Annotated in this window: 14 protein-coding genes and 1 tRNA gene; 9 read left to right on the forward strand and 6 right to left on the reverse strand. The window is 65.4% G+C overall.

The genetic code is table 11. The features are described from left to right. Positions 1 to 7 precede the first annotated feature (7 nt). From AC1MEM_RS07820 to AC1MEM_RS07830, 3 genes are read left to right on the forward strand one after another with little or no spacing between them, the layout of a single operon-like run. On the forward strand, positions 8 to 403 hold the full coding sequence (locus tag AC1MEM_RS07820; RefSeq protein ID WP_499476437.1) for a methylglyoxal synthase: 396 nt from the start codon (positions 8 to 10) through the stop codon (positions 401 to 403). Then, positions 403 to 1,377 (forward strand): quinone oxidoreductase family protein, encoded by a 975-nt coding sequence (locus AC1MEM_RS07825; protein WP_499477599.1) that lies wholly within the window; start codon positions 403 to 405, stop codon positions 1,375 to 1,377. The genes AC1MEM_RS07820 and AC1MEM_RS07825 overlap by 1 nt, the downstream gene beginning before the upstream one ends. Beyond that, positions 1,374 to 1,517, forward strand: a complete 144-nt coding sequence (locus AC1MEM_RS07830) for a hypothetical protein (RefSeq protein WP_499476439.1) — start codon at positions 1,374 to 1,376, stop codon at positions 1,515 to 1,517. Before AC1MEM_RS07825 ends, AC1MEM_RS07830 begins: the two co-directional genes overlap by 4 nt. A 112-nt stretch (positions 1,518 to 1,629) precedes the next feature. On the opposite strand, the gene AC1MEM_RS07835 is transcribed toward AC1MEM_RS07830, so the two are convergent. Next, positions 1,630 to 2,253: a DUF4136 domain-containing protein gene (locus AC1MEM_RS07835; RefSeq protein WP_499476441.1), complete on the reverse strand. Its 624-nt coding sequence runs from the start codon at positions 2,251 to 2,253 to the stop codon at positions 1,630 to 1,632. 192 nt (positions 2,254 to 2,445) lie between these two features. Here AC1MEM_RS07835 and pepN point away from each other — a divergent pair, with 192 nt between their 5' ends. The 3 genes from pepN (at position 2,446) to AC1MEM_RS07850 (ending at position 6,300) form a co-directional block, all read left to right on the forward strand. Then, complete coding sequence (gene pepN, locus AC1MEM_RS07840; RefSeq protein ID WP_499476442.1) at positions 2,446 to 5,091, forward strand: aminopeptidase N; 2,646 nt, start codon at positions 2,446 to 2,448, stop codon at positions 5,089 to 5,091. A gap of 28 nt (positions 5,092 to 5,119) precedes the next feature. Next, positions 5,120 to 6,121, forward strand: coding sequence for a class 1 fructose-bisphosphatase (locus AC1MEM_RS07845; protein ID WP_499476443.1), 1,002 nt, complete (start codon positions 5,120 to 5,122; stop codon positions 6,119 to 6,121). A 103-nt stretch (positions 6,122 to 6,224) separates the two neighbouring features. Continuing rightward, positions 6,225 to 6,300: transfer RNA gene (locus AC1MEM_RS07850), tRNA-Thr, on the forward strand. Between the two features lie 510 nt (positions 6,301 to 6,810). On the opposite strand, the gene AC1MEM_RS07855 is transcribed toward AC1MEM_RS07850, so the two are convergent. Further along, on the reverse strand, positions 6,811 to 7,380 hold the full coding sequence (locus AC1MEM_RS07855; RefSeq protein WP_499476444.1) for a hypothetical protein: 570 nt from the start codon (positions 7,378 to 7,380) through the stop codon (positions 6,811 to 6,813). On the opposite strand from AC1MEM_RS07855, the gene AC1MEM_RS07860 reads away from it, so the two are divergent. Together AC1MEM_RS07860 and AC1MEM_RS07865 are read left to right on the forward strand one after the other, a co-directional pair. Then, positions 7,379 to 7,687, forward strand: coding sequence for an ElaB/YgaM/YqjD family protein (locus tag AC1MEM_RS07860; RefSeq protein WP_499476445.1), 309 nt, complete (start codon positions 7,379 to 7,381; stop codon positions 7,685 to 7,687). The genes AC1MEM_RS07855 and AC1MEM_RS07860 overlap by 2 nt on opposite strands. An 89-nt stretch (positions 7,688 to 7,776) precedes the next feature. After that, positions 7,777 to 8,703 carry a hypothetical protein gene (locus AC1MEM_RS07865; RefSeq protein ID WP_499476446.1) on the forward strand — a complete coding sequence of 309 codons (927 nt, stop codon included), beginning with the start codon at positions 7,777 to 7,779 and terminating at the stop codon, positions 8,701 to 8,703. Between the two features lie 301 nt (positions 8,704 to 9,004). Here the strand turns inward: AC1MEM_RS07865 and AC1MEM_RS07870 are convergent, their stop codons facing one another. Both AC1MEM_RS07870 and AC1MEM_RS07875 read right to left on the reverse strand, forming a co-directional pair. Beyond that, on the reverse strand, positions 9,005 to 12,118 hold the full coding sequence (locus AC1MEM_RS07870) for an efflux RND transporter permease subunit (RefSeq protein ID WP_499476448.1): 3,114 nt from the start codon (positions 12,116 to 12,118) through the stop codon (positions 9,005 to 9,007). Positions 12,119 to 12,128: 10 nt separating this feature from the next. Further along, a complete protein-coding gene (locus tag AC1MEM_RS07875) occupies positions 12,129 to 13,271 on the reverse strand; it encodes an efflux RND transporter periplasmic adaptor subunit (protein WP_499476449.1) in 1,143 nt (380 codons plus the stop codon). A gap of 169 nt (positions 13,272 to 13,440) precedes the next feature. Between AC1MEM_RS07875 and AC1MEM_RS07880 the strand changes: the two genes are divergently transcribed. After that, entirely contained in the window at positions 13,441 to 13,797 is a 357-nt protein-coding gene (locus tag AC1MEM_RS07880; protein WP_499476450.1) for a hypothetical protein, read from the forward strand. A gap of 482 nt (positions 13,798 to 14,279) precedes the next feature. Here AC1MEM_RS07880 and AC1MEM_RS07885 read toward each other — a convergent pair whose 3' ends face one another. Both AC1MEM_RS07885 and AC1MEM_RS07890 read right to left on the reverse strand, forming a co-directional pair. Continuing rightward, positions 14,280 to 15,017 carry a 2OG-Fe dioxygenase family protein gene (locus AC1MEM_RS07885; protein ID WP_499476451.1) on the reverse strand — a complete coding sequence of 246 codons (738 nt, stop codon included), beginning with the start codon at positions 15,015 to 15,017 and terminating at the stop codon, positions 14,280 to 14,282. Between the two features lie 53 nt (positions 15,018 to 15,070). Further along, positions 15,071 to 17,104: a TonB-dependent receptor gene (locus AC1MEM_RS07890; RefSeq protein WP_499476452.1), complete on the reverse strand. Its 2,034-nt coding sequence runs from the start codon at positions 17,102 to 17,104 to the stop codon at positions 15,071 to 15,073. Between the last annotated feature and the right edge of the window lie 4 nt (positions 17,105 to 17,108).

Consider the following 17,108-nt stretch of genomic DNA (forward strand, 5'->3'; position numbering starts at 1 on the left):
GAAAAGAATGAAACCACGCATCGCCCTGATTGCCCACGACAAGAAAAAAGACGACATGATCGTGCTCGCCGGCGAGTACCGGGAGTTCCTGTCCGGCTGCACCCTGACCGCCACCGGCACCACGGGTTCGCGCCTGATCAACGAGCTCGGCCTGGTGGTCGACTGCAAGCATTCCGGCCCTTTCGGCGGCGACCTGCAGATCGGCGCCCAGCTCGTCATGGGCGAGATCGACTGCGTGATTTTCCTGCGCGACCCGATGACGCCGCAGCCGCACGAACCCGATATCAACGCACTGGTGCGCGCCTGCGACGTCCACGACGTCGCCTGCGCGACCAATGTATCCACGGCCCATCTCGTGCTGGGCCAACTCATGATGACCAACGATAGGGAGAAACAGGCATGATGGCCAAGGCAATCCGCATGACCCGCACCGGCGGGCCCGAAGTACTGGAATACGTCGACGTCGAGGTGGGCGACCCGGGACCGGGCGAAGCGCGCGTGCGCCAGCATGCGATCGGCCTGAATTTCATCGACGTGTATTTCCGTACCGGGCTGTACCCGATGCCGCTGCCCTCCGGACTGGGCCAGGAAGGCGCGGGCGTGGTCGAGGCCGTGGGCGAGGGCGTCACGCACGTCAGGCCGGGCGACCGCGTCGCCTATGCGGGGCGCCCGAACGGCGCCTACAGCGAACTGCGCATCATGCAGGCCGACATCCTGGTGCGGCTGCCGGACGCGATCGATTTCGAGACGGGCGCAGCCATGATGCTGCAGGGCCTGACGGTCCAGTACCTGTTCAACGGCACCTACCCCGTCAAGCCGGGCCAGACCATCCTGTTCCACGCGGCGGCCGGCGGCGTCGGCCTGATCGCCTGCCAATGGGCGCGCGCACTCGGCGTGAACCTCATCGGCACGGTCGGGTCGAAGGAAAAGGCGGAGCTGGCGGAGGCGGCAGGCGCCGCGCACGTGATCAACTACAACGACGAGGACATCGTGGCGCGCGTGCGCGAGATCACGAACGGAGAGAAAGTGCCGGTCGTCTACGACTCGGTCGGCAAGGACACGTTTATCCGCTCGCTCGACTGCCTGCAGCCGCGCGGCCTGATGGTCAGCTTCGGTAATTCTTCCGGCGCGGTGCCGCCGTTCTCGATGAGCGAGCTGGCCTCGCGCGGTTCGCTGTACCTCACGCGGCCCTCGCTGGCGGCCTATACCGCCACCCGACCCGAGCTCGAGGCGCGCGCGGCCGACCTGTTCGGCATGGTGGAAAGCGGCAAAGTCAACATCGACATCCGCCAGCGCTTCCCGCTGGCCGACGCCGCCCAGGCCCACATCGCGCTCGAAGCGCGCCGCACGACCGGCTCGACGATCCTGCTGCCATGAGGGAGTTCAGCGACGATAACGAGCCTCAGGAGCCGGACACCGTCGGCGCGCCGAAGTTCGGGCGCTTGCTGATCGTGCTGGTGCTGGCGGTGTTGCTGATCGTGGTGATTACCTTTGCGTCGCAGGCGTATTTTTCGTGATGGCGAAATCGATGCCGTAACCGTTGGGTGGGCAAGTATCCCGGCATAAAAAAAGCCGGAACGCGAACGTTCCGGCTTTCATTATCGCTACCGGCCCCGTCGGCCGACAATCTTACCCACCCTTGCGCTGCAACTCCACCCGCCGCGCGACGCCGCTCGGTCCCGGGAAGCCCGCGAACGCGCTTTGCACCAGCGCCGGCATCACGACCGGAGTCGACAGCTCGCCGCTCATGTTGTGCACCGTGACGTCGAACAGTCGCTTGTCGCCCGCATCCTTGATCGACACCTGCAGCTCGCGCCGGTACTGGTGCTCGATCGACACGTCATAGGCGGGGAAGGGGCTCCAGAACGGATCGTAGAACGGGTGGTAGCGGCGCACGTAGCGGCCGCGCGGTCCAAAGCGATAATACGGGTAGTCGTAAAACAAGGGCACCGCCGGCTGGGCGACGCGCACCGGCACGTCCGTGGTCGTGAAGCGCATCGCCACCTTCAGCGCGGCCGCGCCGGTATTCGCCTCGCGGAAACCAAGCTGCGCCAATTGCCCGCGCACCAGGTTCTGGTAGCTCTGGTATTCGAGCGTATTATCGAAGGTCGGCGGTGCTTCGAAGACATAGCTCTTGTCCTCGACCTGGGCCGGCCACTGGTGGAAGGTCGTGACATCCGAACGGATGGTGGTGGCACATCCGCCGAGCAGCAGCGCGGTCAGCGCGACGGTTACTGCGATCAAGCGTTTCATTGGTTCTCTCCATTTTTTAGACGGTCTTTGCCGACTGTTAGCCTGCGCTTTTCCCTATATTCTCGCAGATAAATTTACACATGGTTACCGACGCCACATGAGGACACATTCGGCCCCCACGAAATCGCGCGTGCCCAATGAAACCTTGTTGGTAAAATAAGAGCTTCTTCGACTGTATTCTTCGGACATCCCATGCGCACCGATACGCCCCAGACGATTTACCGGAAAGACTACACCCCGCCCAGCTATCTCGTGGATACCGTCGAACTCGGTTTCGACCTCGACCCCGCGCGTACCATCGTCGCCAACCGGATGACGATGCGGCGCAACCCCGACAGCGCCCAGCGCGAAATCGAGCTCTACGGCGAAAACCTGGAACTGGTGGCGCTGCGCATGAACGGCAAGACCCTGGGCAACAAGGATTACCGGGTCGAGGGCAGCCTGCTGACGATTCCGAATACCCCCGAGGAAGTCACGCTCGAGATCGAGACGATCTGCGTGCCGGAACAGAACACCACGCTGAGCGGCCTGTACACCTCGAACGGCAGTTTCTACACGCAATGCGAAGCCGAGGGTTTCCGCGCAATCACGTATTTCCCGGACCGCCCGGACGTGATGGCCGTGTTTACGGTCATGCTGCGCGCCGACAAGGACAAATACCCGGTGCTGCTGTCGAACGGTAACCTGGTCGAAGAAGGCGATCTTGGCGACGGCCGCCACTACGCCAAATGGGAAGACCCGTTCAAGAAACCGTCGTATCTGTTCGCGCTGGTCGCCGCCCGCCTGGTCTGCCAGGAAGAAACGTTCCGCTTGAAGGATGGTCGCGATGCCCTGCTGCAGGTCTGGGTCGAAGAGAGCAACCTCGACAAGACCGATTACGCGATGCAGTCGCTCAAAAACAGCATCCGCTGGGACGAAGAGCGCTGGGACCTCGAACTCGACCTGGACCGCTTCATGATCGTCGCCGTCGGCGACTTCAACATGGGCGCGATGGAAAACAAGGGCCTGAACATTTTCAACACGAAGTTCGTGCTGGCCAATCCGCGGGTCGCCACCGACATCGACTTCCAGGGCATCGAAGCGGTCGTCGGGCACGAATACTTCCACAACTGGACCGGCAACCGCGTCACCTGCCGCGACTGGTTCCAGCTGTCGCTGAAGGAAGGTTTAACGGTATTTCGCGACCAGGAATTCTCGGCCGACATGATCGGTACCGAGAGCGGGCGCGCCGTCGGCCGCATCGACCAGGTGCGCACCTTGCGCCAGGCGCAGTTTCCGGAAGACGCCGGCCCGATGGCGCACCCGGTGCGTCCCGACTCCTTTGTCGAGATCAATAATTTTTATACGGTCACCGTCTACGAAAAGGGCGCCGAAGTCGTGCGCATGTACCAGACCCTGCTGGGCCGCGAAGGTTTCCGGAAGGGCATGGACCTGTATTTCGAGCGCCATGACGGCCAGGCCGTCACCTGCGACGATTTCCGCCGCGCCATGGCTGACGCGAATGACCGCGATCTGACCCGGTTCGAGCGCTGGTACAGCCAGGCCGGCACGCCGGTCGTGCGCGCCGAGACCCGCTACGACGAGATCGAAAAGACCTACACGATCACGATGTTCCAGTCCTGCCCGGCATCGCCTGGCCAGGCCAGCAAGTTCCCCTTCCACATCCCGGTTGCCGTCGGCCTGCTGGGTGCGGACGGGCGCGACATGCCGCTGACCATCAACGGCAAGGACGCCGGCACCACCGCCGTGCTGGAATTGACCGAGTCCGAACAGACCTTCGTCTTCGACAAGGTGCCGGAACAGCCGACGCCATCGATCCTGCGCGATTTTTCCGCACCGGTCAATCTCGACTATAACTACGGCGACGCCGACCTGTTGCACCTGTTCAGCCACGACAGCGATGCCGTCAACCGCTGGGAAGCCGGCCAGCGCCTGGCCATGGGCCGCCTGCTGAAACTGACGGGCGAAGCCGGCGTCGGCGCCCCCCTGATGCTGGACGATACCTTCCTGCTGGCGCTGGGCAAGATGCTCACTGATGAGACGCTCGACCCCGCCTTCCGCGAGCAGGCACTGCTGCTGCCGTCCGAGGGCATGGTGGCCGAGCAGATCGAGGTCGTCAATCCGATGTCGATCCACCTGGCGCGCCAGTTCATGCGCGCCAACATCGGCGCCCGCCTGCGCACGGAATTGCTGGCGCAATACGAGGCGAACCAGACCCCGGGCGAGTACAGCCCGGACGCGCTGTCCGCCGGCAAGCGTGCCCTGAAAAACCTGTGCCTGGCGTATTTGACCGCAGCCCAGGACGAAGCGGGCCTGGCGCTGGCCCAACGCCAGTTCGACGAGGCCGGCAACATGACCGACCGCGTCGCGGCGCTGAGCGCGCTGATCCATGCACGGGCGCCCGGCGCGGACGCGGCACTGCAGCGTTTCTACGACGAATTCGAGGGCGAAGCGCTGGTCGTCGACAAATGGTTCGCCATGCAGGCATCGAGCGCGATCACCGACGTGGCGGCGGTGCGCACACTGATGCGCCATCCGGCCTTCAACCTGCGCAACCCGAACCGCGCGCGCAGCCTGATTTCCACCTTCTGCGCCGGCAATCCGGTCCAGTTCCACGCACCGGACGGCAGCGGCTACGCCTTCTGGGCCGAGCAGGTCATCACGCTCGACGGCCTGAACCCGCAGGTGGCGAGCCGCCTGGCCCGCGCCATGGACCGCTGGCGCCGTTACACCCCGGAGCTGCAGGAACACATGAAGAAGGCGCTGCAGCAGGTCGCCGGACAGCAACGCTTGTCGAACGATGTCCGCGAAGTCGTGGGCAAGGCCCTGGCAAATTAATTACAGCTTTAATCCAAGAAGGAAGTTCATGAAACGCGTCAGTCTCACGCAACACCTGGTGGAGCAGCAACGCCTCCACAACTCCATCCCGGCCGAGCTGCGCCTCCTGATCGAGGTCGTGGCCCGCGCCTGCAAGCGCATCAGCTATGAAGTCAGCAAGGGCGCACTGGGCGACATCCTCGGCAGCGCCGACACCGAGAACATCCAGGGCGAAGTGCAGAAAAAGCTCGACGTGATCTCGAACGAGATCCTGCTGGAAGCGAACGAGTGGGGCGGCCACCTGGCGGCGATGGCGTCGGAAGAGATGGAAAGCATCCACCCGATCCCGAACCGCTATCCGAAGGGTGAATACATGCTGCTGTTCGATCCGCTCGACGGCTCGTCGAACATCGACGTCAATGTGTCGATCGGCACCATCTTCTCGGTGCTGAAAGCGCCGGAAGGCATGGGCGAGCCGACCGAACAGGCCTTCCTGCAGCCGGGCACGGCGCAGGTTGCCGCCGGCTACGCGGTATATGGCCCGCAGACCATGCTGGTGCTGACCACCGGCCAGGGCGTGCACTGCTTCACGCTCGACCGCGAGCAGGGCTCCTGGGTGCTCACGCAAAGCAACATCCAGATTCCGGCGGCGACCAAGGAGTTCGCCATCAACATGTCGAACAAACGCCACTGGCAGCCGCCGGTCCAGCGCTATGTCGACGAAATGCTGGCCGGTAAAACCGGTGCACGCGGCAAGGATTTCAACATGCGCTGGATCGCCTCGATGGTGGCCGACGTGCACCGTATCCTGAACCGCGGCGGCGTCTTCATGTACCCCGCCGACATGCGCGATCCGTCGCAGCCGGGCAAGCTGCGCCTGATGTACGAAGCGAACCCGATGGCGATGATCGTCGAGCAGGCCGGCGGCGCGGCCACCGACGGCACCGGGCGCATCATGGACATCCAGCCGCACAAGCTGCACCAGCGCGTGCCGGTCTTCCTCGGATCGAAGGAAGAAGTCGAGATCGTGACCCGCTACCACGCGGAATAATAAGGTTTCGAGCAAATGCGGCGAGAAATTGCAGAGTCGGACTAGCAAGTTTGGCAGGTTGTTTGCTAGAATACGGCTCTTCGTCGGGTTTGACCCGCTTAGAGCCGCTGTAGCTCAGTTGGTAGAGCAGCGCATTCGTAATGCGAAGGTCGCCAGTTCGATTCCGGCCAGCGGCACCAGAGATTCAAAGAAAAAGCCCGGCTTCTGCTGGGCTTTTTCTTTTTCCGCGGCCGTTCTTTGATTTCTCTTTCCTTTCAGCCGCTTTAATTTCCTCTATTCATCGAAACGCCGGTCAATTTGCCGTCTTTCGCATCTATTTTCCTTCGAACGCCAACGATCCGGTAGCTTTGTTAGTCAACGCACGGTCCGGCTACCCCATTTGTTATATTTTTTGTATCGCGACGTGGTAACCCGACAGCTGCAATCGTGCGGTGCGCCTCAGTGGCGTACTCTTGCAAAACAGGATGCGAAAGTGACGTGGCTTATTAGGGGAACTTTTGAGCTTGGCCGAGGTCATCAATGTAAAACACTGACCAAGGGCATTGATCCAAACGATCCATTGATGTAGCGCAGTTCATTTTCGCGCCTCCGTTTTGTTTCGAGCGGAATCGAGGAAGAATGTGGTGATGGTCGGGTACCGGTCTACTCCGCGTTGGTCTACATTTTACAAGGACAAAAGTCATGGATAATCAGAAGTCGAGCGAGGGAAAAGGCGTTGATGCCAGCAAGCAAGCCAGCGGCAGCAGCATGGGCAAAGACCAGTCGAGCATGGGCAAGGACGACAAGTCCAGCAGCCTGGGCAAGGGCAGCAGCGGTTCGTCGGCCAGCGCCGGCTCGTCGGGCAGCCTGTCCGGCGGCTCGTCGTCGAGCGCCAGCCCGGCAACGGGTTCGAGCAGCGGCGCCATGGGCGGCGCCAGCAGTTCCGGCAATGCCGGCGCGACCGGCGGTTCTGGTGCATCCGGCAGCAGCGGTGGCCTGAGCGGTTCGTCGAGCGGCGCAAGCGGCTCGTCCGGCTCGTCCGGCTCGTCGTCGACCGGTTCGTCGGCATCGGGCTCGTCGAGCGGTTCGTCGCCGTCGGGCTCGTCCAGCAGCGGTTCGTCGGGCGCCATGGGCAGCTCGTCGTCGGGCACCGGAGCCCTGGGCAGCTCGTCCGTTACCGGTTCGTCGGGTTCGAGCGGCGGTTCGTCGTCGGGCGCGCAGGGCGGCTCGGCCGGCGCCAACGCCAGCAGCGGCAGCGATTCGTCGTCGAAAGAGGGCATGATGGCCTCGATCAAACCTGAAGAAATGCACAAGACGATCGACAAGGCCGCCGAGGCAGCCCAGCCGGTGGTCGAGCGCGTCGTCTCCACGGCCCACGCCGGCGTCGACAAGCTGAGCGGCCTGCTCAGCGGTGCATCGACCCAGTTCAGCAACCGTTCGGCACAAATGAACGACACCTACCAGCAACTGGCTGATTCGGGTCGCGAATACGTGCGCAACAAGCCGGGTACCGCCGTGGCAATCGCCCTCGGCGCCGGTTACATCCTGGCCAAGCTGCTGGGCGGCAGCCGCCGCCGCGACTACTAATCGGTAGCGCACCACCGGACGCATCCCGGCCGACATGACGCTCGGCCGGGTGCCCGGTTCCACGAATAACAAAAATCCGAGGGACTATCATGCAAGCTCAATCAACGAGTACGACGACGCTCGCCTCTACGCAGGGCGAGGCGGTCGAAACTTCGCGCTCAGGCGTTTCCTGGGGCGCAATCCTCGCCGGCGCAGCAGCAGCCACGGCACTCTCGCTTGTGCTGTACCTGCTCGGTTCCGGACTCGGCCTTTCCGCCGCTTCCCCCTGGTCCGACAACAGCGGCGTTGCCTTCGGCATCGGCGCAATCCTCTGGCTCACGCTGACCCAACTGGCCGCGTCGGCCATCGGCGGCTACATGGCCGGCCGCCTGCGCACCAAGTGGGCAAGCGTGCATACCGATGAAGTCTATTTCCGCGATACCGCGCATGGCCTGCTGACCTGGGCCGTGTCGACGATGCTCGCCGCCGCCCTGTTCTCGGGCGTGATCAGCAAGATGACCGGCGCGGCAGTCGACGCCGGCGCCGGCGTGGCGAAGGCGACAATGGCCAGCGGCGCTGCGGCAACGGCTGCGGCAGCGAAAGATGGGGGCGACAGCGCCGGCGGCAATCCGCTCGACTATTTCTCGGACATGATGCTGCGCACCGACAAGCCTGATGCGGCCGGCGGCAGCGGCGACCTGCGCCAGGAAACCATGCGCATCCTCGCCAACAGCGTCAAGAACGGCAGCCTCGCCGCCGACGACCGCGCCTATCTCGCCAGCCGCGTCGCAGCCCGTACCGGTCTCGACCAGGCCGCCGCCGAAAAGCGCGTCGACGACGTGTATGCCCGCGGCGCTGCCGCAGCAGCAAAAGCCAAGGCCACCGCCAAGGAAGCCGCCGACACCGCCCGCAAGGCCGCTGCCGCCACGGCACTCTGGCTGACGGTCGCCCTGCTGATCGGCGCCTTCGTCGCCAGCTGGTGCGCCACCCTCGGCGGCAAACTGCGCGACGGCGTTGCCGGCGTGACCCATCGTTAATTCAAGGAGAACCTCATGCGTTCGATTCTTTTGTGGCTCATCGGCATTCCGATTCCGATCATTATCTTGATCGCGCTGATACGTTAAGCATCGGCAGATAGAAACGAAGACGCCGGCAAATGCCGGCGTTGTTGTTTGGTCTGGTGGTTGGAGCGGGTGATAACGATGTGGATGCGCCGTAACGCATGGGCATGCCCATCCTACGATGCGCCACTGCCGCCGCGTAACCCAGGGCGGGCATGCCCGCGCGTTCAACATGAGCGATGTGGCACATCAGGCAACGATCGATCACGCCGGCCCTTCATTTCATCGCTGACGGCTCGGTCTCGCGAACCGGCTCCTTCGGATGCCGCCGCATCCTGTGCACGCCGCGATTGAGCAGCCCCTTGAAATCATCCACATACGTAAACACCGCCGGCACCACCAGCAAGCTGAGCAAGGTCGAGGTAATCAAGCCCCCGATCACCGAAATCGCCATCGGCGACCTGAAGCTCGGGTCGCCCGACAACCCCAGCGCCAGCGGCATCATGCCGGCGCCCATTGCGATCGTGGTCATGATGATCGGCCGGCTGCGCTTGTGGCAGGCGTCGACCAGGGCCTCGAAACGGTTCATGCCGGCTGCGCGCGCGAGGATTGCGTAATCCACCAGCAGGATCGAGTTCTTGGTCACGATCCCCATCAGCATGATCAGGCCGATCATGGACGGCATCGACAGCGCGCTGCCCGTGATGAGCAGGGCGATGAAGGCGCCGCCGATCGACAGCGGCAGCGCCGCGAGAATCGTGACCGGCTGCATGAAGTCGTGGAACAGCAGCACCAGCACGCCGTAGATGCACAGCACGCCGATCGACATCGCCACGCCGTAGCTGGCGAACAGCGCCTGCATCTCCTGGGCGTCACCCAGTTCCGCGATCTGCACCGAAGCCGGCAGCGCCGTGAAGGCGGGCAGGGCCCGCGCTTCCTTGTTCACTTCGCCGAGCGAACGTCCGCCCAGCTCGACGTCGAGCCTGACATTCCGGCTGCGGTTCAGGCGGTCGATTTGCGCCGGGCCGCTTTCCATCGTGATGTCGGCCACCGTCGAGAGCAGCACCGGGCCCCTCGTACCCGGCACCGTCAGGCGTCCGATCGCGTCCAGGTCGGCGCGCACGGTGTCCGGCAGCTTTACCCGGATCGGCACCTGGCGATCCGACAGGTTCATCTTCGCCAGCGCCTGTTCGTAGTCGCCGGCGGTGGCCACGCGCACCGTTTCGCCGATGGCGGCGGCCGTCACGCCGAGATCCGCCGCGCGTGCGAAGTCTGGCCGCACGATGATTTCGGGACGTACCAGCGACGCGCTCGAGCTGACGTTGCCGATGCCGTGCAAGCCGCGCAGTTCGCGCTCGGCGCGCCGGGCCGCGGCGGCCAGCGCCAGCGGGTCTTCGCTGCGCAGGACCAGCTGCAGCTTGCCGCCCGTGTCGGCCTGGCCGACCAGGAAGCGCGCGCCCGGAATAGCGGACAACTCCGTCCGGATCTGGCGCTCGAGGTCGGACAGCTTTTCGGCCCGGTCGCTGCGGTGCGAGGTCGTCACCGTCAGCACCGCGCGCCGCGCTTCGGCCGAGGCGCCCGGCGCAAAGGCGTCGCCGCTCGAACCCCCGCCGATCGAGCTGAACACGCTTTTCACGCCGGGTACGCGCATCGCCGCCAGGCGCGCCTGTTCGGCCACGGCCTGGGTCTGGTTCAGCCTCGAGCCGGGCGGCAGTTCGACATTGATGATGGTCTGCCCGCGGTCGGCCGCCGGTATGAAACCGGTCGGCAGCAGCGGCACCAGCGCAATCGAGGCAGCGAAGAACAGCATCGAGGCGATCGCGGTGATGCGGCGGTGGCGCAGGCACCACTGCATCGTCGTCATGTAGCGCCGCATGATCGCGCCATCCTGTTCGACCTGGGGCCTGGCCGGTTTCATGATGTAGGCCGCCATCATCGGCGTCAGCAGGCGCGCCACCACCAGCGAGGCGAGGATGGCCAGCACCGCGGTCCAGCCGAACTGCTTGAAGAAGCGCCCCGGAATGCCGCCCATGAAGGCCGTCGGCAGGAATACCGCCACCAGCGAGAAGGTGGTCGCGATCACCGCCATGCCGATTTCGTCGGCCGCCTCCAGGGCCGCCTGCATCGGGCTTTTCCCCATGTGCAGGTGGCGCGCGATGTTCTCGATCTCGACGATGGCGTCGTCCACCAGCACGCCGACGACGAGTGCCAGCGACAGCAGGGTCACCATGTTCAGCGTGTAGCCGAACAGGTACTGGCCGAGGAAGGCGGGAATCACCGACATCGGCAGGGCAGCCGCGGCGACAATGGTGGCGCGCCAGTCGCGCAGGAACCACCAGACCACCAGCACGGCCAGTATCGCGCCTTCGTAGAGCATCTCCATCGAGGCGTCGAAGTTTTCCTGCACCGGCTCGGCGTTGTCGACAACTTCTTTCAGCACCACGTTCGGATGCGCCTTCTGCAGTTCGGCCACGGCGGCGCGCGCGCCGTTCGCCACTTCGGTTTCGCTGGCGCCTCGCGTGCGGAACACTTCGAAGCCGACCACCTTGCGTCCGTCCTGCTCGGCCAGCGAGCGCGGCTCGGAAACCGTATCGATCACGGTCGCGACTTCGTCCAACCGCACGCGGCGCCCGTCCGGCAGCGGAATGTCCATGCGCGCCAGCTCCTGGGCGCTGGCGACGGTGGCCAGCGTGCGCACCGACTGCTCGGCGCCGCTGACGTCGCCGCGTCCTCCGGGGGCCTCGCGCTGCACGTTGCGCAGCTGGCGCGATACGTCCAGCGCCGATACCCGCAACGCTGCCATGCGCGCATCGTTCAGTTCGACCCGCACTTCGCGGTCGACGCCGCCCACGCGCTTGATCGCGCCCAGTCCCGGCACGCTGAGCAGGCGCCTGGAGGCCGCATTGTCGACGAACCAGGACAGTTCCTGGTCGTCGAGGCCGGCGGCGCCCGGCTTTGCGGAGGCCGTGAAGGTGAGGATGGAGCGCCCGGCGGTGGCGGCCTTGGTCACGCTCGGCTCGCGCATCTCGCCCGGCAAGTCGGCGCGCACCTGGGAGACGGCGCCGCGCACGTCGTTCTCCGCGTCCGACAGGTTCTTGTCGAGGATGAATTCGACGGTGACGGTCGCCACGCCGTCGAGCACCTTGGTATAGATGTTTTTGACGCCCTGCAGCGTGGCGACCGAATCCTCGATCTTGCGTGCGACCTCGGTTTCCAGCTGGGCCGGCGCGGCGCCGTCGAGCGTGGCGGTGACGGTCACGATCGGCAGCTCGATATCGGGGAAGAACTGGACTTTATTGACCTTGAAGGCGAGCAGGCCCGCCAGCGTCAGCAGGGCGAACAGCAGGATCGCGGGGATCGGATTGCGAATCGACAGGGCGGAAAAATTCATGATGACGTCCTCAACGCGCCGCGACTTTGGCCGGCGCGGCCGCCGGCGGCGCCTGTGCCGGAACGTTGCGCACGAGGTCGCCGTCGTTCAGGAAACCGGCGCCGTTGACGACGATCTGCGCTTCCGGCGCCAGGCCGGCGACGACTTCGATCCGTTCGCCCAGGCGGCGTCCGGTGCTGATCTTCACCTGGCTGACGCGGCTGTCGGGATTGAGCCGGAACACGTAGCTGAAGCCGTCGCGCACGGCGATCGCCTGCTGCGGGACGGTGAGCGCATTCGAGGCGCCGAGTTCGAATTCGCCGCCGGCGAACATCCCGGCCTTGAGCGGCGCGTTCGACGACAAGGCCGGCGGCAAGTCGACGTAGACCAGCGTGGTGCGCGTTTGCGCATCGACCGTCGGCGCGATGGTGCGCACCTTGCCCACGACCTCGCTGCCGTTCGCCCCTTTGACGCGCACGCGGGCGCCCGGCTTGACGCGGCCGATATCGGACGCCGGCAGCTCGGCGCGCCACTCGAGGCGGCCCTGGCGGATCAGGCGGAAGAGTTCCGTGCCGACGCCGACCACGGCGCCGACGGTGGCGCTGCGCGCCGAGATGACGCCGCTGTCGGGCGCCAGCACCTGCGTGTATTTCAGGCGCAGCTGCTGCTGGGTGAGCGTGGCCCTGGCCGCCGCGACGCGCGCCGTGGCCGTGCGCGCAGCGGTCAGGTATTGCGTGACCTGCTGCTCGCTCATCGCGCCGGAACTTTTGAGGGACTGGCCGCGGCGCGCATTCGCCGCCGCCTCGGCCGCATTCGCCTGCGCTTCCTGCAGCGCGGCGCGCGCCTGCTCGACATCGGCATTGACCGTATCGGCCGAGAACACGGCCAGGATCTCTCCCTTCTTGACGACGTCGCCCACGTTCACGCGCACTTCCAGCAGGCGCAGCCCGCCCGACTCGCTGCCGATGACCGCTTCCTGCCAGGCCGCGACATTGCCGTTGGCGCCGAGCTTGAGCGGCAGGCTGGCCGTGGACGGGCGCCCCGTGGTGACGGTCAGGGCCGGCGTGGCCGGTGCGTCCTTCTTCTTGTCCTCGCCCTTGCCGCAGCCGGCCAGGGTGAGGGCGAGCAGGGCGGCCGAGCCGACCAAAGCGATGCGTGGTGTGATTGGGGCCATGGGCGTTATTCCGTTCGGTGAGCAAGCGGTGACGTAAGGTGGCGCGACGTGGGCGGCAATGAAGCAGTTTATCAAACCGCCCGAAAAGTTGATGGGAATTCAATAGTGGCGTCGCGGCGCCACGTCATCGCGGGTGTGGCTAGAATGGACCTGGCGAAGGAGGCAAACGATGAACAAGCCTGTACTGTTGGCGGCGCTGGCTGCCGCGCTGCCGGCCTGCGCGCTTGCGCAGGAAGCCGGGCCGGCCATCCCCTCGCTGCAGCGCGACTGCGCCGCCGGCGCGGAGCTGCCGCCGGCATTGGGCGCCTTGCCGGCCCGCGCCAGCACCAGGCCGGAACCCCAACTGGGCACTGTGGCGCCAAATACACGGGTACCCTCGCATACCGACACGCCCTCGCTGCGTGCGATGCAGGCGGCGAGTGCCCGCGAGGCGGGGCGTGCGGCCGATGCGCCGGCAAGCGCGGGCAGGGAGTGTGCACCGCCAGGCACCGGGCGGAGGGCGCAACAGCGCGAACGGAAGGATTGATTGCACCACGCTGGTGCGGCCAGGGCGCCCCATGCACGCCCATGGTGCGGTGCGTCATAAAGCTGTGGCGCTTCTGCGGATCGTCAGAAAAGTCTTACGCACACAGAGGAAGTAGTCCCATCAATGCGGTAGTTTTACTGTATTGCGACGCACAATAAATCGCGCTATATTGGAACTGTCTCCTCCAGGTTTCTCCGAAATTCTGGATTGCCGCCCGCTACCGTCAGGTACGCGGGCGTTTTTTTTGGCCGGCTTTCGCTCGGCAGGCCGTTGACTGCAAGCCTGCACCTACCCTATGCGTACCGTAGGGTGCCCACGCGTTACGCACGTATCCGCGGTCAGCACCGGCGAGGCTACGCTCCAATTTTACGAGCGACCAGTCACGGCCCACGTCAAAACGATACGCACGTATCGCGTGGGCGCGGGGCGCCCACTCTACGGTAGAGCGAACGTTTCAGACAGAGGTCGTGCGTTTCGAGCCATCAAACATCCTCGCCCTGGAAGGCCCCCGCGCGCCAGGTCAGCACCAGCGTATCCCGGTACCCATGCTCGCCCAGCGGCTGGATCGGCGTCGACTCGTGGATCACGGCCGCATCGTCGAGCAGCAGCAGGGTCCACGGTTCCGTCATCGTGAAGCGTTGGCCGCGCGGCCCATGGGCGTCGAAGACGCGCGTCTCGCCACCCTTGATGCCGGTGCGCTTGACCAAAATCACGGCGACGAAATCGACGCCGTCGCGGTGCGCGCCTTCGGGCGTCGGGCGGCCGATGCCGTCTGCGGTATCGATGCGGAACTGGTGCGCTTCCACATACCAGGGCTGCGCGGCCTTCACTTGCGAACAGACCGCGCCGAGCGAACGCACGAGCTGCTGCCAGGCCGGCTGCGCGACGGTGGCCGGGTCCATTGGTTCGAACAGGCGGTGCATGCCGCCGTGCAGGGCGTTGTATTCGACCGGCTGCCAGTGCGCGCGGTGCGGCGTCAGCACCAGCGCCTTGCCGTCGTCGACGAAGCAGGAATGGCGGCGGCGCCGATAGCGGCCGCCGTCCTTGAGGTAGTTGTCCAGTTCCAGGTGGTCCCAGCTCGGCGCCAGCGCGTCGAGTTCGGCCAGCGTGCAGCCGGCAAGGCGCGCGACGTCCTGGGGACGCAGCAGGGCATAGCCATCGCCGACGAGAGCCTCGGCCAGGCGGGAAGGATCGCTGTAGGGCAGGTCAGATAGGTTCATGCCCGGTAGCGTAGCATTTTTGACGGAGGTCGGTGGAGGACCGCCCCCCCGGCTCACCAGGTCTTGGTCAGCGTCACACGCAGCGAGCGCGGTTCGATCGGATGGAAGTGGATATCGTCGCGTGGCGACAACTCCCCCGCCAGCTGCGACGCATAGTAGTAATCGATGGCCGAATCGCGGCGCTTGGTGAGGTTGAAGGCTTCCAGCTCGAGCTGCAAGCCCTTGTTGATCTTGTAGCCGACGCGCCCGTTGAGCGTGGTGCTGGCCTGCGAACGCACGCTGTTGTCCTCGATGAGCGGACGCGGACCGAAGTAGCGCATGCGCAGTGCGCCCGACCACGGTCCCAGTTTGTCGACCGTCAGCGCGAGCTGACCGACGCCTTCGACTGCACCCGGAATCCTGTCCCCGTTGTTTGAACGCGCCCGCGCAAACGCAGCATCGAAGTCCACCGACAGCCATTTCAGGGGCCGCCAGTAGTTCGAGAACTCGATGCCGACGCGGCGGCTGGCGTCGCCCGCTTCGGTCATGCCGGCGTCGCCGATATAGGTCAGCTCGGAGTCGAAGTCGAGCCGGTACAGCGAGACGGCGGTCTGCATCTTCGGGATCGCCTCGCTGCGCAGGCCCAGCTCCATGCCGCGCGAGCGCACCAGGCCCGGTGCGCGTTCCATCGCCTCGAGCGTCTTCGGATCGAAGGCCGCGACCGTGCCGCGCGCGTCGTTGCTGTGGAAGCCATGGCCATAGTTCAGGTAGAACTCGGTCGAGGCGAAGGGTGCGAGGACCAGGCCGAACGACGGGCTCACTTGCGTGTCGTTCGCGCGGCCGGAATTGGCGGCGAGGTCGCTCGCCACGTCGAAGCGGTAGTGGTCCGCGCGCACCCCAAGCACCGTGCGCAAGGCCTCGTTCCAGCGCGTGGCACTTTCGATGAACATGCCGCCGCTGGTCTCGACGATATGGTCTTCGCGCGTTGTCGCGATCTTCTGGCGCGCCCGGGTGGCGTACAGGCCGTTGAAGATGTTGTCGTTCTGGAGGCGCGCGCCGACGGTCAGGTCGGACGCCATGCTGTCACCGCGGTGCACGTGCCAGGTATGGGTGGCGTCCAACCCGCCCGTGACGCGCCGGTCCGGCTGGGCGAACTGGTCGCCGTTGACCGGGTCGTTCATGAAGTAAGTGAAATTCGAGTACAGGTCGAGCTGGTTGCGGATCACGTAGGCGCTCAGCTTGGAGGCGGACTCCATTCCCGTCCGGCGCCAGATGCCCGACAGGCTGTAGCGGCGCGCATTGCCGCCATCGGTGCCGTCGACCGCGTCGAAGCGCCCGAGCGTCCCATCCTCGACGGCGCGCAGCGGGATCTGGTCGGTCGCATTCCATTTGCCGCGGTAGGCCATGGCGGTGACGCTCCAGCCGTTGTTGGCATAGCCGCGGCTGTAGCGCAGCATGCCGTTGCGCTTGCGGTAGTCGTCGGGGCGCGTCCACGGACCTTCGTTCTCCAGCGCCTCCAGCGCATAGAGCAGGGTGCCGCCCAGCAGCTCGGGCGAACCGGCCAGCATCGCGCGCGCAAAACCGTCCTGGCCGAGGGTGACGCTGGCGATGTCCTTCGTCAGGCGGTTCGCGTAGCTGATCTCGGCGCTGCCGGCCGAGGCGAAGTCGGCGTCGCGCGCCGAATACGGGCCCTTGCGGTAGTCGAGGCGGCCGACCAGTTCCGGGATCAGGAAGTTCACGTCGGTCCAGCCCTGGCCGTGGGCATGGCTGCGCTGGTTGACCGGCATGCCGTCGACCCAGGTGGCCAGGTCGGTGCCGTGGTCGAGATTGAAGCCGCGCAGGTAGAACTGGTTGGCCTTGCCCTCGCCGCTGTGCTGGCTGACGATCAGGCCCGGCATCGCTTCCAGCATCTCGCCCGGACGATACGTGGTGCGTGCCGCCAGTTCCTTCTGACCCACGCTGCCGGCGTTGGCCGAATCGGCGATGCCGAGTTGACTCAGGCGCGAGCCTTCGACCAGCACGCGCTGGAGTACCAGGTCGTCGGCCAGGACCGGGGAGGCGGCAAACAGCGCGGCCAGGGCGCAGGGAATGGGACGAATCGATATCATGGTC

This window comes from Telluria sp. AIW5, assembly GCF_056680575.1.